Raw genomic sequence first — 21,316 nt, forward strand, 5'->3', positions numbered from 1 at the left:
CCACAGTAATGTCACCGCGGCAAACTTCTCGCCTCAGCGCCAATACCGCGCATCATCCACCACTCTGGCATGCCCCTCGAACAACGCCGGCAACTGTTCCTTGAGGTAGTCGATCCAGGTGCGCACCTTGGCGTCCAGGTAGTGGCGTGACGGATACATCGCATACAGCGCACTCTCCCGCAGCCGATACGGTGCCAACAACCGGCACAAGCGCCCCTGCCTGATCGCCTCGCTGGCGGTGTAGAACGGCAGCAGGCCAATGCCCATGCCCAGCTCGCTGGCCACCAGCATGGCGTCGGCGACGTTGGTAGAGAAACTGTCGTTCGGGGCGATCACGCACTGGTCAACCCCTTGCGGGAACACCCAGTCACCTTCGTACATCGGGTAAGCCATGCGCAGGCAGCGATGGCCGTGCAAGTCTTCGGGGCGCTCCGGTACACCGTGAGTATCCAGGTAACCGGGGGCCGCGCAGGGGATGCTGAAAATGTTGCCCAGCGGCACAGCGATCAGCTGCGAATCCGGCAGCGCACCGTCCACAGTGATCACCACGTCATGCCCTTCGGCCAGCGGGTCGGGGTTGCGCTGCGACAGCGTCAGCTCGATCACCACTTCCGGATATAGCGTGTTGTAGCCGGCCACCAGCGGCATCAGCAACAGCCCCATGCCGTGTGGGCAGTGCAAACGCAGATGGCCGCGAGGCGTGAGGTGCGCCCCTCGCGCTTCGCCCACGGCTTCTTCGGTCAGCAGCATGATCTGCCGCGCACGCTCCAGAAACCGCTCACCCGCCTCGCTCATGCGCAAGCGCCGGGTGGTGCGGTGCAGCAGGCGGGTCTGCAGCTGGTTCTCCAGCTCGGCAACGATGCGCGAAACCTGCGCTGCAGAAATATCCAGAGCATTGGCAGCTGCAGCAAAGCTGCCACATTCCACCACACGGGTGAAGGTACGCATGGCATGCAGCATGTCCATGAAGGTGCGCTCCTTATTGTTGCGTTAAAAGCAGGAATCTATCACGTTTTAGCCCATTTATTGTGGATGACCAATGAATAGATCATAAGCCATCCATTAAAAAAGGAGCCTGTGATGAAACGCTCGATCGCTGTCCTTGCCATTGCCGCTGCCTTCGCCTCGTTCGGTGCTTTTGCCGATGCCGGCGACAACCAGCCCGTCAGCAGCCACTATGAATACGGCATGCCGCTGGACGTGGCCAAGGTCATTTCCATCACCCCGGCCAGTAACGCCGCCGACTGCCAGGTGGGCACCGCACACATGGTGTACGTCGACCATCAGGGCCAGAAGCGCGAAATCGACTACCGGGAAATGGGCAACTGCTCGCAGCAGTGAGTCAGGCCAGCACCTGGGTGATCCAGCCCACCTGCTGATTGAAATCGTCGATCTTCGCCTGAGGCACCGCATCGCGGGCCCGCTGGAAATTGGCCAGGGTCTGCTGCTTCTGCCGCAGCATGCGCCGCCACTTGACCACAAACGCCTCGCTTTTTTCCTGCATCAACACGGGGCCGAAGTACAGCTGTTCAGCGCTATACATCACCCTGCCCGGCTCGGCGACGATGATCTCGTAATCGAAGCGGTTTTCCCGTAGCAGCTCTTCGCTGACGATCTGGTAACCATTGCCCGCCAGCCACTGGCGCAGCTCGCGCTCACCACCATTGGGCTGCAGTACCAGGCGCGTGACGCCGCCAAGGCGCTGCTTGCCGGCCTCGAGTATCTCGCACATGGTGTCGCCGCCCATGCCGCATATGCTCACCACCGAGATACGGTCTTGCGGCTCGACCGCTGCCAGCCCATCGGCCAGGCGCACGGTGACCCGCTCTTGCAGGCCGTTCTTGTGCACATTGCGCTGGGCCGAGGCGAACGGTGTCTGTGCCACCTCACCCGCTATAGCGGCCTCAAGCACGCCACGCAGCATCAAGGCCACCGGCAGGTAGCCGTGGTCCGAGCCAATGTCGGCCAAGCGCGCGCCCTGCGGTACATGGGCGGCCACGCGCTCCAGGCGCCTGGACAAAGTCTGTTCGTTCAACGTAAACCCCTGGTTTTGCAATCGGCCGCGATTCTGACGGCGAACGCCGCGCATTTCAAACACCGAGGCACCCTCGACCGGGCGGATGCGCTCGCGTAGGCTTGCCGTTTTCCTTCCGTTGCAAGGCGAACACACCATGGCAAATGCAGACATCATCTACACCCCGGACCCGGATGCCGAGTCGATTTCCTCCGACGTTGCCGAGTACAACGGCGTGCTGGTCACCACGCAAATCCCGACCCACGCCGACGGCAGCCTGGAACTGGGCGGCATCGTCGAGCAGAGCGAATGCACCCTGCAGGCGCTGAAAGTGGCCCTGGAAAAGGCCGGCAGCGGTATGGACCGCGTGCTGCACCTGACCATCTATCTCACCGACATGGCCGACCGCGCGGCGTTCAACGAAGTGTACCAGCGCTTCTTCAGCAAGCCCTGGCCGGTGCGTGCGGCGGTGGGTGTGGCTTCGCTGGCATTTGAAGGCATGCGTGTGGAAGTGACGGCAATGGCTGCCAAGCGCTGAGCTGCGCTTGTTGGGGTGCACAGCGCCCCCAACATCGTTGACTGACCGCAAAACCGCCGGGGCCGCTCTGCGGCCCTTTCGCGACACAAGGCCGCTCCCACAGTTGCGCGTGCCCGCAGCCAATCCCACCTCTCGGCACCCCAATGATGCCGCCAGCCCGTTTCACCGCTACAATGCCCGCCTAAACCGTGACAGCCCGAAAATATAACGACATGTCCCTTCCAAAGAATCACCTGGAACTGCTCAGCCCTGCCCGTGACGTGGCCATCGCCCGTGAAGCGATCCTGCACGGCGCTGACGCCATCTATATCGGCGGCCCGAGCTTTGGCGCGCGCCATAACGCCTGCAACGAAGTCAGCGATATCGCCGAGCTGGTCGAGTTCGCCCATCGTTACCATGCACGCGTGTTCACCACCATCAACACCATCCTGCACGACAACGAGCTGGAACCGGCGCGCAAGCTGATTCACCAGCTGTACGATGCCGGCGTTGACGCGCTGATCGTGCAGGACCTCGGGGTGATGGAGCTGGACATCCCGCCGATCGAGCTGCATGCCAGCACCCAGACCGACATCCGCACCCTGGAACGGGCCAAGTTCCTCGACCAGGCCGGGTTCTCGCAACTGGTACTGGCGCGTGAGCTGAACCTGCAGCAAATCCGTGCCATCGCCGCCGAAACCGATGCTGCCATCGAGTTCTTCATCCACGGCGCGCTGTGCGTGGCGTTCTCCGGCCAATGCAACATTTCTCATGCGCAGACCGGCCGCAGCGCCAACCGTGGTGATTGCTCGCAAGCCTGCCGCCTGCCCTATACGCTGAAAGATGACCAGGGCCGCGTGGTTGCGTTCGAGAAACACTTGCTGTCGATGAAGGACAACAACCAGACCGCCAACCTGGCTGACCTGGTCGATGCCGGCGTGCGCTCGTTCAAGATCGAGGGCCGCTACAAGGACATGGGCTATGTGAAGAACATCACCGCCCATTACCGCAAAGAGCTCGATGCCATCCTTGAAGACCGCCCTCAGTACGCCCGCGCGTCCAGCGGCCGTACCGAACACTTCTTCCTGCCCGACCCGGACAAAACCTTCCACCGCGGCAGCACCGACTACTTCGTGACCGACCGCAAGGTCGATATCGGCGCCTTCGACTCGCCAACCTTCACCGGCCTGCCGGTGGGCGTAGTGGAAAAGGTCGGCAAGCGTGACATGCAAGTGGTCACCGACGTACCGCTGACCAACGGCGACGGCCTCAATGTGCTGGTCAAGCGCGAAGTGGTGGGCTTCCGCGCCAACATCGCCGAACCGCGTGGCGAATTCGAAGAAGATGGCCACAAGCGCTACCGCTATCGCGTCGAGCCCAACGAAATGCCCGAAGGCCTGCACAAGCTGCGGCCCAACCACCCGCTGTCGCGCAACCTCGACCACAACTGGCAGCAGGCCCTGCAACGCACCTCCTCCGAACGCCGGGTCGGCGTGGAGTGGCACGCAGTCCTGCGCGAGCAGCGCTTGATGCTTACCCTGAGCAGTGAAGAAGGCGTGAGCGTGCAAGTGGCCCTGGATGGCCCGTTCGGCGTAGCCAACAAGCCGCAGCAGGCACTGGAGCAGCTGCACGACCTGCTCGGCCAATTGGGCACCACCCTGTACCACGCCGACCGCATCGAACTGGATGCCCCGCAGGCGTACTTCATTCCCAACTCGCAGCTCAAGGCCCTGCGCCGCGAAGCCATCGAGGCACTGACTGCAGCACGCGTGCAGGCGCATCCACGTGGCGGGCGCAAGGCCGAGACCACGCCACCGCCGGTATACCCCGAGTCGCACCTGTCGTTCCTGGCCAACGTGTACAACCAGAAGGCCCGCGACTTCTACCACCGCCACGGCGTGCAACTGATCGATGCGGCCTATGAAGCCCATGAAGAGCATGGCGAAGTGCCGGTGATGATCACCAAGCACTGCCTGCGCTTCTCCTTCAACCTGTGCCCCAAGCAGGCCAAGGGCGTGACCGGCGTGCGCACCAAGGTGGCACCGATGCAGCTGATTCAGGGTGACGAAGTGCTGACCCTGAAGTTCGACTGCAAGCCGTGCGAGATGCATGTGATCGGCAAGATGAAGAGCCACATCATCGACCTGCCGACCCCGGGCAGCGCGGTGGCCCAGGTGGTGGGGCATATCAGCCCGGAAGACTTGCTCAAGACCATCCCGCGCGGGCCGCACTGAGTTCGCCTGGCAGGGCCTCTTCGCTACACGGGCTTGTGGTTTCCCTGTAGGAGCGGCTTTAGCCGCGACTACGGTAGCCGAGACAACGGTGAACGGCAGGTGGAAATTGGCCAGCAGGCACGGCCCTTTCGCGGGTAAACCCGCTCCTACACGGGCTTGTGGTTCCCTGTAGGAGCGGCTTTAGCCGCGAATACGGTAGCCGCGACAACGGTGAACGGCAGGTGGAAATTGGCCAGCAGGCACGGCCCTTTCGCGGGTAAACCCGCTCCTACAGGGGGTTGTGGTTTCCCTGTAAGAGCGGCTTCAAAGAACGGCGCAAGCGTACCTCAGCAACGCTCAGCGTATCTGATGCTTGTGCAGCAACCGATAGAACGTCGGCCGCGAGACGCCCAGCACCTTGGCCGCCACGCTCAGGTTGTCGCTGTGCCGGTTGAGCACATCGCACAACGCCTGGCGCTCGGCGCGGTGCTTGTATTCTTCCAGCGTGCCGAGCGGCTGTTGTTCCGGGTCAAGCAACTGCAACCCCAGGTCCTGCGCCTCGATCTGCCGCCCTTCAGCCAGCACCAGCCCGCGGCGCACACGGTTGGCCAGCTCGCGTACATTGCCCGGCCAGTCATGTCGGCCCATCGCCGCCAGGGCATGGTCGCTGAACGACCGTGGCCGACGCCCGGTTTCCACGCTGTAGAAATGGGCGAAATGGCTAGCCAGCATCGACAGGTCACCATGGCGGTCGCGCAACGGCGCGGTAACCACTTGCAAGACGTTCAGGCGGTAATACAGGTCTTCGCGGAAACGCCCTTGCTCGATGGCCCGCTCGAGGTCCACATGAGTGGCCGCCAGCACCCGGACATCCACCGGTATTGGCTGGCTGCCACCCACCCGCTCAATGTGCTTCTCCTGCAGGAACCGCAGCAGGTTCGCCTGCAACTCCAACGGCAAATCGCCGACTTCATCAAGGAACAGCGTGCCGCCATCGGCCGCTTCGATACGCCCGGCCTTGCGCTGGTGGGCACCGGTAAAGGCGCCCTTCTCATGGCCGAACAGTTCGGACTGGATCAAGTGCTCGGGGATCGCTCCGCAGTTGATAGCGATGAACGGCTGCTCGCTGCGTAGCGACTGGCGGTGCAGGGTGCGCGCCACCAGCTCTTTGCCGGTGCCGCTCTCACCGCGGATCAGCACAGGCGATTCGGTGGGTGCCAGTTTGCCCAGCAACTTGCGCAACTCGCGGATAGGCCGGCTTTCGCCGAGCAACTCATGGGTTGTCTCATCGACCTTGACGGCCCCCTTGCCGCGCAGGCGTGCCATGCCGAAGGCCCGGCCCAGGGTTACCTGCACACGGGAAACGTCGAACGGCAGGGTATGGAAGTCGAAAAACCATTCACATACAAAATCGCCGAACGCCGGCATGCGCAGCTGGTCGGCACTGAGCACGGCAATCCATTCGGTGTTGCTGCGCTTGATCATGTCCTTGACCGCGTCCGGCTGCCTCAGGTGCGAGGCCTGCAAGCGCAATAGCCCGACATCGCAAGTGTGGTCCAGCGCAGTCCCGAGCATGCAGCTGTCCACATCCCAGCCTGCGTTGCGCAGGCCAGGTAACAAACGGTGGCAATCGTCGCAGGGGTCGACGACAAGCAAACGGCGTTGAGCGGCAGGCTGCTGCATGACCGGTCCTTGGCGCCAGTTTTTGGTTTTTTGAAATAAAACAGCAAGTTGTGGCGCTCGTTTAACAGTAGCAACGAAGTTGACGGTTCCCAGTACCGTTTGTCTGCCGAATCATTTTCTTACAAACCACCACGGGAATTTTCGCACTTTATCGACATCACATGGCGGCGCAGGCAAGAACAGCGTCACCCCTGAAAAAAATTTTACAACCAATGTGTGACTTACCCACTAACAACGAGCATCAGTACACACAACCCCGCGCTGCACTTCGCGATACATGAGGCGACTTTAAAGCAACGCGGACTTCACTTCGATGTTTGGGACCATAGAGAGACCGAACCATGAATGCCCCGCTCCGTGTCAACGAAGCACTGCTGATTGCCGACCACGCCTTCGAACCTTTCCAGTGCGTAGCCTGGGATGCGCCCAACGGTACTGGTGAACTGAGCTTGGCAGTGATCGACCGGACCAGCACCCGCATCGGCGCCAAGCAGGTGTCGTCGCGCATCTACTCCGACCCGGCCCAATGGGCCAGCCTGATCGAAGAAGTGCGCGCCGAACTGTGTGAAAAGGGTTACGACCTGCAACCGTGGTCGATGCCAAAGTAATATCGGCCGGCACAGCAAGTGCGTGCACTGTCACGCACTTGTACAATTTCTCTGTTGCTGTTGCGACAACTTTTCTGATTGCGACATAGTGTCGCAAACCGCCCTTTCAATCCACCACCTTGAATTGTTGCAAATGCTGGTAATCGGCGTGCAATTGTTCTGCCAGACGCTGCGCGCGCCCCAGGCGCACTGGCGCCAGCTCCATATCGACCAACAACGTGGCGCACGGCATCGGTTGCACGGCATTGCAGTGCTGCAGGCGACCGTCGGTGAACACCAGGCAACGCAAGGCCTCTTGCGGATGCGCTCGCTGCCGCGCCTGTAGCCAGTGCCGCGCCTGCTCCAGTGCGGCCAACAGCGGCGTGCCCCCACCTGCCCCCAAGGCCTGCAGCCAGGGTTGCAAGGCGGCGGATGCCTTCAGCCCGTGGCGCTGCCACTGTGGCGTGCGCCCGCTGGCAGTCAGCAGGGCCAGGCGGGCGCGCTGGCGATAGGCCTGGTCGAACAATGCCGCCAGCAGCCCTTTGGTCTGCGCCAACGCCTGATGACGCCGGGTTGAAGCCGAGGCGTCGACGATCACCAGCCACAACTCTGCAGGCCTGCCCTTGCGCTGCTGCCAGCACAGGTCCTCTCGCAGACGTGGCCGCCCTTTGAGCAAGGTCGGCAGCCAGGCCACCCGGCCAGCCGCCGCATGACGCACGGGGCCACGGCGGGTACCGTTCTGCTTGCCTTTGCCCGCTCTGGCATCCGCCCCTCTGGCTGGTGGCTGGGGGATGCTCAGGGCTTTTTTGCCCAGTTCGGCACCTCGCGGCGGGCGCCGCTGGCCACCGGCTGTGCCGGCAATGCCCCCCAGTCGCCCTGCCCGCTCTGTTCGCCAGGGTTGTCGGCACTCTGATGACGGAGCTGCTGCTCAGGCGGCGGTGGCGCCGACGGCGGGTTGGCCTGAGGCGTCATACGGCGGCGATGGCGCAAGGCGAACTCGGCCACCGCCTCGACATCCACTTCTTCGATAGCTGCAGCCCCACGCCACGCACAGTGGGCGCGCGCAGCGCGCAGCCACACCAGGTCGGCGCGCAGGCCGTCCACGCCGGCGGCGTAGCAGCGCTCGGTAATCCAGGCCAGCGCCTGATCATCCAGGGCAATGTCGGCCAAGGTCTGGCGCGCCGCCTGGCAGCGCTCGCGCAGTTGCGCCTGGGCCTGGGCCCAGTGTGCGCAGAACGCCTGAGGGTCACTGTCGAAGGCCAGACGGCGGCGAATGATCTGCTGCCGGGCCTCGGGCTCCGGCAAGCCCTCCAGCGCCACGTTCAATCCGAAACGGTCGAGCAACTGCGGGCGCAGTTCGCCTTCTTCCGGGTTCATGGTGCCGATCAGTACAAAGCGGGCGCTGTGCCGGTGCGAGATACCGTCACGCTCGACGCGGTTTGTGCCGCTGGCAGCCACGTCAAGCAACAGATCGACCAAGGTGTCGGGCAGCAGATTGACCTCATCGACATACAGCACACCGCCGTCAGCCTGGGCCAGCACGCCCGGAGAAAACTGCGCCTTGCCCTGCCCTAGCGCGGCATCCAGGTCGAGGGTGCCGACCAACCGCTCCTCACTGGCGCCCAATGGCAAGGTGACGAACGGGCCTTCGCCAAGCAGGTCGGCCAGGCCACGGGCCAGGGTGCTCTTGGCCATGCCACGCGGCCCTTCGATCAGCACACCACCGATCCTGGGGTCGATGGCGGTCAGGCACAGCGCCAGCTTGAGGTCGTCTGCACCGACCACGGCCGCCAGCGGAAATTGTACGGGTTCACTCATTTCAAGCCTGTTCCTCGCCGTCGAGCAATTGTTCCTCAAGGGCTTCGCGGTAGTCGCCCGGCGCCTGCCACAAGCCGCGCTGCTGGGCCTCCAGCAGGCGCTCGGTGAGGTCGCGCAAGGCCTCGGGGTTGTGCTCGCGCATGAAATCGCGGGTCGCCGGGTCGAGCACGTAGGCATCGGCCAGCCCCTGGTAATGATGGTCGTCGATCAGGTGCGTGGTGGCGTCGAAGGCGAACAGGTTGTCGACTGTCGCTGCCATCTCGAAGGCACCCTTGTAGCCGTGACGCTTGACCCCGTCGATCCACTTGGGGTTGAGCGCACGGGCACGGATCACCCGGTTCAGCTCTTCCTTGAGGGTACGGATGCGCGGCCGGTCGGCCTGGCTGTGGTCGCCATGGTAGCTGGCCACCACCGCCCCGGACAGGGTTTCCGAGGCCGCCAGCATGCCGCCCTGGAACTGGTAGTAATCGTTGGAATCGAGCAGGTCGTGCTCGTGGTTGTCCTGGTTCTGCAGCACCGCCTGCACCTTGGCCAGGCGCTGGGCGAACTGGGCGCGGGCCGGGGTGCCGTCGTCGCTGCCACCGTAGGCATAGCCGCCGTGGTTGAGGTAGACCTCAGCCAGGTCGTCGCGACTGTTCCACAAGCGCCCATCGATGGCGTTCTGCACCCCGGCACCGTAAGCGCCAGGTTTGGCACCGAACACCCGCCAGCCTGCCTGACGCGCGGCCTGCTCGGCATCCACGCCCTGAGCCTGCAGCGCTGCCCGTTCGCTGCGCACGCGGGCAGCCAAGGGGTTGAGGTCGTCAGGTTCGTCCAGCGCGGCCACTGCCTGCACGGCGGCGTCGAACAGGCGGATCAGGTTGCCGAAGGCATCACGGAAGAAGCCGGAAACGCGCAAGGTCACATCCACCCGCGGGCGGTCGAGCAGGCTCAACGGCAAGATTTCGAAGTCGTCCACGCGCTGGCTGCCGGTAGCCCATACAGGCCGCACGCCCATCAGCGCCATGGCCTGCGCGATGTCGTCGCCGCCGGTGCGCATGGTCGCCGTGCCCCATACCGACAGGCCGAGCTGACGCAAGTGGTCGCCGTGGTCCTGCAAATGGCGTTCGAGGATCAGGCTGGCCGAGGCGAAGCCCAGGCGCCAGGCCGTGGTGGTGGGCAGGTTGCGCACGTCCACGGTATAGAAGTTGCGGCCGGTGGGCAGCACATCGAGGCGCCCTCGGCTTGGCGCACCACTGGGGCCGGCGGGCACGAAGCGCCCGGCCAGTGCCGCCAGTAGGCCATGCATTTCAGCCGTGCCGCAGGCGTCCAGGCTGGGTGCGACCGCCTCACACAGGGCCTGCACGACAGCGTGCACCGGTTGCCACTCACTCAGGTCGGGTAACTTTACTGTGCCCTCCAGTGCCTGCCCAATCACCTGCAGTGCCAACAGCTCAAGGCGCTCGCGGGTATCGCCACAGGTGCGCCAGGGTTCATTGCTCATGGCCAGCAGCTGTTCAGGGCGCATGCCCTGCCACGGCTGCCCAAGGTCGCAATCGAGCGGGTCCCAGCCCGGCACCAGTGCTTTGGCCAAAGCCCGCAGCAGGCTGGCATTGCCGCCACGGCCGTCGCCACGCTCGACCCGCAACAATGCCAGCAGCGTATCCAGGCGCAGCCGCCCTTCAGGTGACTGACCAAACACGTGCAGGCCATCGCGAATTTGCGACTCCTTCAGGTCGCACAGGTAGGTATCCAGGCGCGGCAGCCAGAGCGCCGCATCGTCCAGTTGCCCTTCCAGTTGCAACTCACGGTCGATGTGGTTGGCCTTGACCAGCTCGAGGATGTCACGCTGCAACTCGCGGGCACGCCGAGGGTCGAGCAACTGCGCTTCGTAGAATTCGTCGGCCAGTTGTTCCAGGTGGCGCAGCGGGCCATAGGTTTCAGCACGGGTCAGCGGCGGCATCAGGTGGTCGATGATCACCGCCTGGGTACGGCGCTTGGCCTGGGCGCCCTCGCCCGGGTCGTTGACGATGAACGGGTAGATGTTCGGCAGCGGACCCAGCAGCGCGTCCGGCCAGCACTGCTCCGACAGCCCGACGCCTTTGCCGGGCAACCATTCGAGGTTGCCATGCTTGCCGACGTGGATCACCGCATCGGCGGCAAATGCGTGACGCAGCCAGAAGTGAAACGCCAGGTAGCCGTGCGGTGGCACCAGGTCAGGGTCGTGATACACCGCGCTAGGGTCCACCTGGTAGCCCCGCGCCGGCTGGATACCAACGAAGGTCAAGCCAAAGCGCAGGCCGGCAACCATCAACCGGCCGCTGCGGTACATCGGGTCCTGTTCGGGCGGCCCCCAGCGTTCCAGCACTGCCTGGCGGTTGGCCTGCGGCAGGCGCTCGAAGGCCACCTGGTAATCGGCCAGGCTCAGGCTCTGGGCACAGGGGCGCTGGTCGAGGTGGTCGAGGTCGTTGGTCACGCCACCGAGCAACTGGTGGATCAGTTGCGTACCGCTGCCCGGCAATTCGGCCAGCGGGTAGCCTTCGGCCTGCAGCGCCTTGAGGATGTTGAGTGCGGCGGCGGGCGTGTCCAGGCCGACACCATTACCAATGCGACCATCCCGGGTCGGGTAGTTGGCCAGCACCAGGGCTACACGCTTCTGGGCATTGGGCAGGCGGGCCAGCTCGACCCAGCGGCGGGCCAATTCGGCGACAAAGTCCATGCGCTCGGGGTGGGCGCGGTAGCAGACGACATCGGACTGACTGCGCTCGCTGCGCCAGGCCATGTCCTTGAAACTGACCGGGCGCGTGATGATGCGCCCGTCCAGCTCCGGCAATGCAATGTGCATGGCCAGGTCGCGCGCGCCCAGGCCCTGCTCGCTGGCTTCCCAGCCAGGCTGGTTGTCCTGCGCACAGATGGCCTGAAGCACCGGGATGTCGCGGCGGAACGGGCGCAGGTTGGGGCGCTCGGGGCTGGACAAGGCGAAACCGGTGGTATTGACCAGCACTTCGGCGCCGACCTCGTCCAGCCAGGCTTCGACCTGTTCCAGGCAGGCGCTTTCCTTGAGGCTGGCCACGGCGATCGGCAACGGGTTCAGGCCGGCAGCCTGCAGGCGCTGGCAGAACACGTCGATGAAGGCGGTATTGGCCGCTTGCAGGTGCGAGCGGTAGAACAGTAACGGCGCCACCGGCTGTTCGGGGTGCCAGTGCGGGTACCAGTCCTCGAGTGTCGCGCTGCCGTTGGCCGGGTGATAGACCGCCGTGCGCGGCAAAGGCTGCGGTTCGTCCCAGGCATAGTCGCGGCCCAGCCACTGGCTGGCCAGGCAGTTGAACAGGTTGATGGCGTTGGCCTTGCCGCCCTGGCGCAGGTAATGCCAAAGCCGCTCGGCCTGCTCACCGCGGACGTTGCCCAGGCTGGTCAGCTCCGGGTCCGGGCGGTCGTCGCCCGGCACCAGAATCAGCTGCACGCCACGGGCGGCCAGCTCGACCAGTTGTTCGACGCCGTAGCGCCAGTAGCCAACGCCACCGTGCAGCGACACCAGGATGACCTTGGCGTGACGCAGCACCTGGTCGACATACAGGTCGACCGAGGCATGGTTCTGCACCTGCATCGGGTTGGCCAGGCGCAGGCTGGGAAAGTCTTCGGGCAATTGCTCGGCGGTGTCGGCGAGCAATGCCAGGTGTGAATCGCCGCTGCAGAGAATCACCAGCTCGGCGGGTGTCTGGCCGAGGTCGGCAATGCTGTCATCCGGTACGAAACCACCGGGCTGAGTCCGCAGCAGGTGCATGGGTCAGGCGCCCAGCGCCTGGCGCAGGCGCGCCTCCAGCTGGGCAGCATCGAGGTCCTGGCCGATCAGCACCAGGCGGGTGATGCGCGGCTCGTCGGCGCGCCAGGCGCGGTCGAAGTGCTTGTCGAAACGGGTGCCCACGCCTTGTACCAGCAGGCGCATCGGCTTGCCCGGGATGGCGGCGAAGCCTTTGGCGCGCAGGATACCGAACTCCACCACCAGCTGGGTCAGCGCATCGAGCAGCAGGCTTTCGTCGGCTTCAGGCAGGTCGATGGAGATGGAATCGAAAGCGTCGTGGTCATGATCGTCATGATCGTCGCCGTCGTGGTGGGAATCGTGGTGAGTTCGACGGCCATCGATATGTGACTCGGACTCGGCACCCACGCCCAGCAGCACGTCCAGTGGCAGCTTGCCGCTGCTGGCCTCGATCACTTTCACCGCCGGCGGCAGTTCTTCGGCCACCTCGGCACGCACCTTGGCCAGGCCTTCGGCGTCGATCAGGTCGGCCTTGTTCAACACCACCAGGTCGGCGCTGGCCAGCTGGTCAGCGAACAGCTCGTGCAGGGGCGATTCATGGTCCAGGTTAGGGTCGAGCTTGCGCTGGGCATCGACCTGGTCCGGGTAGGCGGCGAAGGTGCCAGCGGCCACGGCCGGGCTGTCGACCACGGTGATGACCGCATCGACGGTGCAGGCATTGCGGATTTCCGGCCACTGGAACGCTTGTACCAATGGTTTGGGCAGGGCCAGGCCGCTGGTTTCGATGAGAATGTGGTCGAGGTCGCCACGGCGTGCCACCAGCTCGCGCATCACCGGGAAGAATTCTTCCTGCACGGTGCAGCACAGGCAACCGTTGGCCAGTTCGTAGACGCGGCCGCTGGCTTCTTCCTCGGTGCACCCGATGCTGCACTGCTTGAGGATTTCGCCATCGATGCCCAGTTCGCCGAACTCGTTGACGATGACCGCAATGCGGCGGCCCTGGGCGTTGTCGAGCATGTGGCGCAGCAAGGTGGTCTTGCCCGAGCCGAGGAAGCCGGTGACGATGGTGACGGGGAGCTTGGCCAGTGTTTTCATGTCGCATTGCCCTTGGCAGTGTGGCGCGGGCATGCAGGACGACAGCCGCGGGCCAGACCGGCCGGGCTTGTTCGCCACCGGATCACCCCGCCCGGTTGAAAGTCGAAAACGTGACGAGGCAGGTCTCCTGGCTTGCACCGTTCCATGCCCCCGTTCAGTTGAACGGCAGGCTGGCGGGATGACGCCTTCCCGCGCGCTGGCGCAGTGGCTGTGTCGATCCGTTGTCGGTGCTTACAGTTGCGGGGGCAGCCGCGGCTTGTACCGCGTTCCCGTCTTAGCTCCGGCCATGCCGAAGAACCTCGAAGTGGGCAAGGCTACGCAGTGGCTGGCGGGTGGTCAACCATTGCTGCCGGCTGGTCGACCATAAGGGCAGCAACTGCGCTACAGTGGCACTTTTTCAACGGACAAGGACGCCCCATGCCCCTCGCCCCCGCCCTACCGGTATTGCGCATGTTCTCCGCCGACAAGGCCAAGGCTTTTTACCTGGATTTTCTGCAGATGCAGGGGCAAGACCCGTTCGGCAACCGCCTGCGCTTTTGCCAGCAGATCGATGACGAGGCCAACCCATGAAGGCATTGGGCAAACGCGAGATAAGTCGCCTGGAGCGGGAGTTGGTCGCGTGCCTGACCGATGCCTGCGAAGCCGCCAAGGCGGAGATTGTCGGCTTCAGTTGGCTTACCCATCGCCTCGACCCCGAGGACTTTCCGAGCAGCCTGCGTATCACCTGGGTATTCGAGCAAGAGGCCGACAAGGCAGCGGCCGTGGTCGGTGATGCGAAGGCGCGCATGCTGGCGCTTACCGGCCTGGCGCTGGAGCAAGCCGGCATTGAGCTGGACCATCCGGCCTGGCATGTGCGATTCGACAGTGAAGAGGCCTGCGCGCACGGCCACGGCGGAGACTGGGCCAAGCGCTTGCAGACGCAGCGCTGAGCCCCAACCGGCAGCCGGTGCTTTACCCGGCCCCAAACGGTCCGTTAGGCTACGCATTCCCTAAATTACGAGGTGTTCGTCCAATGCGCCATTGATGCCGCCGTCCGTTCGACGGCCAGTCTTCAGCCTCCGGTTCGTTCCGGAGATGTCGCGGCATTTGTGGAGATGTACATGACGAACACGTCGATTCTGACGCTGGACAGCGTTTCCTTGGTCTTGCCTGATGGCAGGCCGCTGTTTAGCAACCTCAACGAAACCTTCGACCAACGCCGCACCGGCCTGGTCGGGCGCAATGGCGTGGGCAAAAGCCTGCTAGGGCAGATTCTTGCCGGCCAGCGTGAACCGAGCAGCGGCCATTGTCGGCGCCTCGGGCCTGTCCACTTGCTGGATCAGCAAGTCATCGAGCGCAGCGCCACGCTGGCCGACCTGGCTCAAGTGGGGCCGGTGATTGCGGCGCTGGAACGCATCGAGCAAGGCAGCATCAAGCCCCAGGATTTCGACACCGTTGGCGAGCGCTGGGATATGCGCGAGCAATTGCAACTGCAGCTTCAGGGCCACGGCCTGGGTCAACTTGACTGGCGCCAGCCCGCTCGGACCCTGAGCGGTGGCCAAGCCATGCGCGTGGCACTGATTGGCGCGTGGCTCAGCGATGCCGATTACCTGATCCTCGACGAGCCAAGCAATCACCTGGACAGCAACGCCCGCGCCCAGTTGCTGAGCATGATCGAAGCCTGGGACCGTGGCTTGCTGGTGATCAGCCACGACCGCAGCCTGCTGGCGCACATGGCACGCATTGTCGAACTATCCAGCCTGGGCTTGCAGGCCTATGGTGGCAACTACAGCCTCTATAGTGCGCAAAAAGCCAACCAGACGGCGCAGGCCCAGCAGCAACTTGCCCGGCTGAAGCAGGAGCAGCAACGCCAGGCCCGTGAACTGCAGCGCCAACGCGAAGACCTGGAGCGCCATCAGGCTCGGGCCGGGCGCCAAGCCAAGCACACCAACCAGGCCAAGATTCTGGTCGACCGCAAGCAGGAGCGCAGCCAGGCCACTGCCGGCAAGCAGCGCCGCGACCATCGCGATGCTCGGCAAACGCTATTGGGCAAAGTGCGTGACGCCGCCCGCGAGGTGGAGCAAGACAGCGCTATTACCTTGCACGCGCCCACCCCTCAGCGTCATCCGGGCCGAGAAGTGTTGGCCTTGCAGGCACTTTGCTTGCCCCATGGCACCCGTAAAGCGCTTGACCTGCGCTTGTGCCTGGGCCAGCGCGTAGGACTGATCGGCGCCAATGGCAGTGGCAAGTCCACCCTGCTCAGGCTGCTGAATGGGGAATTGCCGGCATCGCCCGACAACGTGCGCCTCAGTGGTGAGACCGCCCTGCTCGACCAGCACTGCAGCACCCTGCCAGGCAACCGTAGCGTGCTCGAACACCTACGCCAAGCCAACCCGACGCTGGCCCAGGGAAAATTGCGCAGCCGCCTGGCGCAACTGGGCCTGGATGCGCCCCGTATCGAACTGCCCAGTGGCCTGCTTAGCGGCGGCGAGCGTATGAAGGCGGCGCTGGCCGCCGTGCTGTACCGCGAACGGCCGCTCGACCTGTTGCTGTTGGACGAACCCGGCAACCACCTGGACCTGCCATCGCTGACAGCCCTGGAACACATGCTTGGGCAGTTTCGCGGGGCGCTGATAGTGGCGTCCCATGATGCGGTATTGCTGGAAAACCTGGCGCTGGATGAGTACTTGCGGTTGTAGAAACCGAAAAAAAAGCATCGCAGCCTATCAATTCGTGACTGGCCGTTCCCGATCCGCCAAGGATGGTTTAAGGTGGCATGGTGCGCATATAACAGCAGCCCGAGCGATCGGGCACTTGCAAGACAATGAGGGTGTCATGAGCAACGAAAGCATTAATTGGGACAAGCTGGGTTTCGACTACATCAAGACCGACAAACGCTACCTGTCCGTATGGCGCAATGGCGAGTGGGACAAGGGCACCCTGACCGAAGACAACGTACTGCACATCAGTGAAGGCTCCACGGCCCTGCACTACGGCCAGCAGTGCTTCGAAGGCCTGAAGGCCTACCGTTGCAAGGACGGCTCGATCAACCTGTTCCGCCCGGACCAGAACGCCGCCCGCATGCAGCGCAGCTGTGCACGCCTGCTGATGCCGCACGTGCCGACCGATGTTTTCATCGAAGCCTGCAAGCAAGTGGTCAAGGCCAACGAAAAGTTCGTGCCACCGCACGGCAAAGGCGCCCTGTACCTGCGCCCGTTCGTGATCGGCACCGGCGACAACATTGGCGTGCGCACCGCCCCCGAGTTCATCTTCTCGGTGTTCGCCATCCCGGTTGGTTCGTACTTCAAGGGCGGCATGAAGCCGCACAACTTCCAGATTTCCAGCTTCGACCGTGCAGCCCCGCAGGGCACCGGCGCGGCCAAGGTCGGTGGCAACTACGCTGCCAGCCTGCAGCCGGGCGCGGAAGCGAAGAAGGCCAACTTCGCCGATGCCATCTACCTCGACCCGCTGACCCACACCAAGATCGAGGAAGTCGGTTCGGCCAACTTCTTCGGCATCACCGCCAACAACGAGTTCGTCACCCCGAAATCGGCCTCGGTGCTGCCAGGCATCACCCGCCTCTCGCTGATGGAGCTGGCGCAATCGCGTCTGGGCCTGACCGTGATCGAAGGCGATGTCGAGATCAGCAAGCTGGACCGCTTCGTCGAAGCCGGTGCCTGCGGCACCGCAGCCGTGATCACCCCAATCGGCGGCATCGAGTACAACGGCAAGCTGCACGTGTTCCACGACCTGGAAAAGGTCGGCCCGGTTACCCAGAAGCTCTACAACGAGCTGACCGGTATCCAGAGCGGTGATGTAGAGGCACCGGCAGGCTGGATCGTCAAGGTCGCCTGAGGCGCATCAGCTGTATGAAAACGGGGCATGCCAGTAATGGCATGCCCCGTTTTTCTTGGGTTTATACGGTCACCTCGAGCGGTTTTTACCCGCAAAGCAGGCGGCGCGGGGCATGGCACCAGCTGCGCCCAACCACCGACCTGTGCCCCCGATCAGTGAACCGCGCAGGGTTGCAGAATCATGCCAGGTGCCGCTGCACCAGCAGGTGCCGGGCTTTGTCGAACGCCCAGTTGTACACCACGGTGTAGGGCAGGATGATCACGAAGAAGCCCAGCTCCACCATGAACGCCTGCAGCAGCGAAATCTCCAGCATCCAAGCCGCCACCGGCAGGCACCACACCACCAGACCGGCTTCGAAGCCAAGACCGTGCACGAAACGCATACTGGCCTTCCAGTTGATGCGTTCGGTTTGCACCCAGCGATCGACCAGTGCGTTGTAGGCCATGTTCCACAACATGGCGATTACCGACAGGGTCACCGCCAGCGCGCCCGCCGTTGCCAATGACCTGCCCATGATCCAGGACAGCAGCGGCGCACACAGCAGTACCGCGAAAACTTCATAGCCAACCGCGTGGACCAGGCGTTCGGTGAAAGACACGTTTTTCATTGCAAATTCCATCCATTGCGTGAGTCGTGCTTCCCATTCTCTTTGATAGAACTGATACTCGCGATATAGCTGCCATCGGTTTTATCAATACCATGCGATACTCTCCCGAAGCTCTGGTCGCCTTTACCGAAGCCGCATCACTCGGTTCGTTTTCTGCGGCGGCGCGCAAGCTGCGCAAAAGCCAGTCCACCGTCAGCATCGCCATTGCCAATTTCGAGGCCGATATCGGCTGCCCGCTGTTTGATCGCAGTGGCCGCCACCCCACGCTGAATGAAGCGGGTAGGCAGGTGCGGAGCCATGTAGAGGCGATTCTCGATGCCAGCGCCCAGCTCGATGCGCTGGCAGTGCGACTGGCGCAAAATGTCGAGGCGCTGGTATCTGTGGTGATGTCGGACAGCTACAGCGTAACGTTCCAGGGGGCGGTGATGACTCGTTTCGCCCAGCACTACCCCCATACCGAGCTACGCTGCGGCCCGGCGGAAGACGCTGATGTGATCGAGATGATCCAGCAGGGCCTGGCCCATGTCGGCATCCTTGCCACACAGCCCGGCTACCCCGCCGACGTGGCCGTGGCGCGCTTGCCGGAGCAGGCAGAGTTCGGCGTATATGTCGCCAGCGAGCATCCGCTGGCAAGCCTGCCGCAAGTAAAGGCACAGCATCTGGAGAACGCACGACAGCTGTATATCAAGACCTATGCCCCCAGCCTGCACCACGGCCGTGGCCAAGCGTGGTCGGCACCGGATTACCTTACCCTGCTGGAGTTCGCCGTACGCGGGTTTGGCTGGGCCGAACTGCCCAGGGCGCTGGTAAGACGGTTTGGCCACGAGCTGGTGGAGTTGCAGATAGCGGGTTACCCCCGGCGGGTGGATATGGATGTGGCCTGGTCGAGCCGACGTGCCTTGGGGCCGGCCGGGCAATGGCTGGTGCGACAGATGTTGGGGCAATAGTTGTGTTGCCCGCCCGAACTTGAAGTGCGCCCAGACACAACAACCGGTACACCCAGCGACAAGCCTTCCTTCCGCCCCGTACCGAGCACGCCGCATTGCTTCGATGCCCGTCAGGGCCTGGGGCGCATCGTCGTCGAGCAGTTAGACCTGTACCTAGGTGACCCCGATCTGCTTCCTCGGAACCGTCGATAGTCACTATCGAGCAGGGCAATTTCTACCGAACGCTGTGGCCGCATAACCTAGCTCCATCCCCTCGCTGCCTACTAGCCTGCCCTGGAGCTAACCGATGAATGCCCTGGCCCGCCAGCTTTCCGCCACCCTTGTCGTTTTCGCCATCGCCGTGATCAGCGGCTGTGCCAGCCACCCTGAGCTGCGCCCGTACACCGCTGAAGAAACTCGCCAGTTGCAACTGGAAGCCTTGCAGCGCCGCGGCCTGTCGCTGGACAATTACGAGCAGCAACGGCGGGTAATCCTGCGTGCTGGCAAGCTGCCTGTGGTGACCGAAACCACCGACAATGAACCTTCGACCAAAGGCTGAACGGGCTAGCCGGCGGTTCCCTCCCTCCACTTGCGCAGGTATCCTCTACCGCTCAACCGCAAGCCTTCCAGGACGGAGACCATGATCAGGCCCCTTCTGTTGCTGAGTGCTGCGCTGCTTTTCAGCTCCGTATCGCTAGCCCAGCAGATGAAACGCCAACTGGGCGATTTCGACTTTACACTCGGTACCACTCCCTCGCGCAGCATGGCGCAAGGGCTTATCTCACCCAGCGCCGTCGGCGCATTCCATGGTGGGCTCGACCTTAGCCACCCCAATGGCTGGTATCTGGGCCAGTACGCCCCCAGCATGGGCGTCGCCCACAACTCGACCCTGCGCCTGGACAGTTACCTGGGCTACAAGCACCATTTCGACAGCAGCCTGGGCTACGAGGTAGGGTTGATCCATTACAGTCAGCCAAATATCGCAGGCCCCGACAGCTACGCCCTGTATGGGGGTGTTTCGGTGCTAGGCAGCCGCTTCGGCGGGGCGCTGCGCGACAACCCCGACAACCGCACCGGCACGCTGTTCGCCGACTTCGGCCATCTGCCGATGTTCGACGTCGACTTCACCGTCAAGCTCGCCCACCACCGCCTGGGCACACCGTTCACCATTGGTGATGGTAGCCAGGTGAATGCCTTTTCCGATTGGTCACTGGAATTGTCGCGGCCTTGGCTGGGCATCGACCTGAACCTGATCTACAGCAACTCCAGCCTGAGTGGCGACGGCTGCGATGCGTACTCAGGTATCAACACCTATTGCGACAGCGTGGTCACCCTCAAGGCCCAGCGCAACTTTTTTTAACGGCGCGACGCCAGCGCCAGGGCAATGCCGCCCAACACCACCACACAGGCGATCAACAAGCGCAACGACACCGGCTCGCCGATCAGGACAACCCCGCCCAGTGCGGCAATCACCGGCACGCTGAGCTGCAGGGTCGCCGCCTGTTGCGCACTGACCTGCCTGACCACGCCATACCACACGGCGTAGCCGGCGCCTGAGGCCAGCACACCCGAAGCCAATGCATACGCCAAGCCAAGCGGCGTGAGGTGCGGGCCGGCGCCCAGCAACAGCATCGGTAGCAGCAGCACCAGGCAAGGCAGGCTGCGGGCAAAATTGCCGGCAGTGTCGGCCAGCGGCCTGGGCGAGCCTTTGCCCAGTAGCGTATACACCCCCCAGGCCACCCCGGACAGAGCCATCAGCAAGGCACTGGCCAACGAAGGTGCCGAAGCACCGGGCAACAGCAGCACCAGCAGGCCGGCAAAGGCGATCAGCATGCCCAGAAGCATGCGTACCGTGATGTGTTCGCCCCGGTACCAGGCAAAGCCGAACATGGTGATTTGTACAGCACCGAACAGCAACAACGCCCCCACCCCAGCCCCCAGTTGCAGGTACGCCGCAGAAAACAGGAACGCGTACAGAAACAGCGCCAGGCCGCCCCACCAATTGCCGCCCATGGTGTGCACCGGCTTACGCAGGCGAATCAGCAACAGCAGAAAGAGCGCACCACTGGCCAGGCGTACCATGGTGAAGGATACCGGGTCGATGGCCCCGTCTTTCAGCGCCAGCCGGCAGAACACCGAGTTGGCAGCAAATGCCACCAGGCTGAACAGCGCAGGCCAAAGCCAGGCTCTGGTCTTGCGGTCAGTAAGCGTGCTCGTGCCAGTGCTCATGGTGTGGTCACCTCTGAGTGGGATTGTTGTTATAGCAGCAGTGCCGATGGTGCC

Annotated in this window: 19 protein-coding genes and 1 riboswitch; of the genes, 10 read left to right on the top strand and 9 right to left on the bottom strand. The window is 63.6% G+C overall.

Translation table 11 applies throughout. From position 1 onward, the window contains the following. Positions 1–33 precede the first annotated feature (33 nt). On the bottom strand, positions 34–966 hold the full coding sequence (locus tag GST84_15185) for a LysR family transcriptional regulator (protein ID XGB13595.1): 933 nt from the start codon (positions 964–966) through the stop codon (positions 34–36). Positions 967–1,080: 114 nt separating this feature from the next. Here GST84_15185 and GST84_15190 point away from each other — a divergent pair, with 114 nt between their 5' ends. Next, the gene (locus GST84_15190) at positions 1,081–1,341 is read left to right on the top strand and encodes a DUF2790 domain-containing protein (protein ID XGB13596.1); all 261 of its coding nucleotides are present in this window, start codon (positions 1,081–1,083) and stop codon (positions 1,339–1,341) included. A gap of 1 nt (position 1,342) precedes the next feature. On the opposite strand, the gene GST84_15195 is transcribed toward GST84_15190, so the two are convergent. Continuing rightward, on the bottom strand, positions 1,343–2,035 hold the full coding sequence (locus GST84_15195; GenBank protein ID XGB13597.1) for a tRNA (adenine-N(1))-methyltransferase: 693 nt from the start codon (positions 2,033–2,035) through the stop codon (positions 1,343–1,345). Positions 2,036–2,171: 136 nt separating this feature from the next. On the opposite strand from GST84_15195, the gene GST84_15200 reads away from it, so the two are divergent. Then, positions 2,172–2,552, top strand: a complete 381-nt coding sequence (locus GST84_15200; GenBank protein ID XGB13598.1) for a RidA family protein — start codon at positions 2,172–2,174, stop codon at positions 2,550–2,552. 212 nt (positions 2,553–2,764) lie between these two features. After that, on the top strand, positions 2,765–4,765 hold the full coding sequence (locus GST84_15205) for a collagenase-like protease (protein ID XGB13599.1): 2,001 nt from the start codon (positions 2,765–2,767) through the stop codon (positions 4,763–4,765). Between the two features lie 336 nt (positions 4,766–5,101). On the opposite strand, the gene GST84_15210 is transcribed toward GST84_15205, so the two are convergent. Beyond that, the gene (locus GST84_15210; protein XGB13600.1) at positions 5,102–6,427 is read right to left on the bottom strand and encodes an AAA domain-containing protein; all 1,326 of its coding nucleotides are present in this window, start codon (positions 6,425–6,427) and stop codon (positions 5,102–5,104) included. Positions 6,428–6,768: 341 nt separating this feature from the next. Here GST84_15210 and GST84_15215 point away from each other — a divergent pair, with 341 nt between their 5' ends. Continuing rightward, the gene (locus GST84_15215) at positions 6,769–7,035 is read left to right on the top strand and encodes a hypothetical protein (GenBank protein XGB13601.1); all 267 of its coding nucleotides are present in this window, start codon (positions 6,769–6,771) and stop codon (positions 7,033–7,035) included. A gap of 106 nt (positions 7,036–7,141) precedes the next feature. Here the strand turns inward: GST84_15215 and GST84_15220 are convergent, their stop codons facing one another. The 4 genes from GST84_15220 to cobW form a co-directional block, all read right to left on the bottom strand. Beyond that, positions 7,142–7,732: a VWA domain-containing protein gene (locus GST84_15220; protein XGB13602.1), complete on the bottom strand. Its 591-nt coding sequence runs from the start codon at positions 7,730–7,732 to the stop codon at positions 7,142–7,144. Positions 7,733–7,809: 77 nt separating this feature from the next. Then, complete coding sequence (locus GST84_15225) at positions 7,810–8,832, bottom strand: AAA domain-containing protein (GenBank protein XGB13603.1); 1,023 nt, start codon at positions 8,830–8,832, stop codon at positions 7,810–7,812. Position 8,833: 1 nt separating this feature from the next. Next, positions 8,834–12,595 carry a cobaltochelatase subunit CobN gene (gene cobN / locus GST84_15230; protein ID XGB13604.1) on the bottom strand — a complete coding sequence of 1,254 codons (3,762 nt, stop codon included), beginning with the start codon at positions 12,593–12,595 and terminating at the stop codon, positions 8,834–8,836. A 3-nt stretch (positions 12,596–12,598) separates the two neighbouring features. Next, positions 12,599–13,666 (bottom strand): cobalamin biosynthesis protein CobW, encoded by a 1,068-nt coding sequence (gene cobW, locus GST84_15235; GenBank protein ID XGB13605.1) that lies wholly within the window; start codon positions 13,664–13,666, stop codon positions 12,599–12,601. 99 nt (positions 13,667–13,765) lie between these two features. Further along, positions 13,766–13,983: riboswitch (cobalamin riboswitch) on the bottom strand. A 249-nt stretch (positions 13,984–14,232) separates the two neighbouring features. On the opposite strand from cobW, the gene GST84_15240 reads away from it, so the two are divergent. From GST84_15240 to GST84_15250, 3 genes are all read left to right on the top strand, one after another. Next, positions 14,233–14,595 (top strand): hypothetical protein, encoded by a 363-nt coding sequence (locus tag GST84_15240; protein XGB13606.1) that lies wholly within the window; start codon positions 14,233–14,235, stop codon positions 14,593–14,595. Between the two features lie 171 nt (positions 14,596–14,766). After that, the gene (locus GST84_15245) at positions 14,767–16,344 is read left to right on the top strand and encodes an ATP-binding cassette domain-containing protein (protein XGB13607.1); all 1,578 of its coding nucleotides are present in this window, start codon (positions 14,767–14,769) and stop codon (positions 16,342–16,344) included. A 136-nt stretch (positions 16,345–16,480) separates the two neighbouring features. Further along, entirely contained in the window at positions 16,481–17,500 is a 1,020-nt protein-coding gene (locus GST84_15250; protein XGB13608.1) for a branched-chain amino acid aminotransferase, read from the top strand. A gap of 178 nt (positions 17,501–17,678) precedes the next feature. On the opposite strand, the gene GST84_15255 is transcribed toward GST84_15250, so the two are convergent. Beyond that, positions 17,679–18,107 carry a multidrug/biocide efflux PACE transporter gene (locus GST84_15255; protein ID XGB13609.1) on the bottom strand — a complete coding sequence of 143 codons (429 nt, stop codon included), beginning with the start codon at positions 18,105–18,107 and terminating at the stop codon, positions 17,679–17,681. Between the two features lie 92 nt (positions 18,108–18,199). On the opposite strand from GST84_15255, the gene GST84_15260 reads away from it, so the two are divergent. The 3 genes from GST84_15260 (at position 18,200) to GST84_15270 (ending at position 20,393) form a co-directional block, all read left to right on the top strand. After that, positions 18,200–19,054 carry a LysR family transcriptional regulator gene (locus tag GST84_15260; protein XGB13610.1) on the top strand — a complete coding sequence of 285 codons (855 nt, stop codon included), beginning with the start codon at positions 18,200–18,202 and terminating at the stop codon, positions 19,052–19,054. A 286-nt stretch (positions 19,055–19,340) separates the two neighbouring features. After that, a complete protein-coding gene (locus GST84_15265; protein XGB13611.1) occupies positions 19,341–19,592 on the top strand; it encodes a hypothetical protein in 252 nt (83 codons plus the stop codon). Between the two features lie 81 nt (positions 19,593–19,673). Then, a complete protein-coding gene (locus GST84_15270) occupies positions 19,674–20,393 on the top strand; it encodes a hypothetical protein (GenBank protein XGB13612.1) in 720 nt (239 codons plus the stop codon). On the opposite strand, the gene GST84_15275 is transcribed toward GST84_15270, so the two are convergent. Further along, complete coding sequence (locus GST84_15275) at positions 20,390–21,262, bottom strand: EamA family transporter (GenBank protein XGB13613.1); 873 nt, start codon at positions 21,260–21,262, stop codon at positions 20,390–20,392. The genes GST84_15270 and GST84_15275 overlap by 4 nt on opposite strands. Positions 21,263–21,316: the final 54 nt, after the last annotated feature.

The organism is Pseudomonas putida, from assembly GCA_041879295.1.
Lineage (GTDB): Bacteria > Pseudomonadota > Gammaproteobacteria > Pseudomonadales > Pseudomonadaceae > Aquipseudomonas > Aquipseudomonas putida_Y.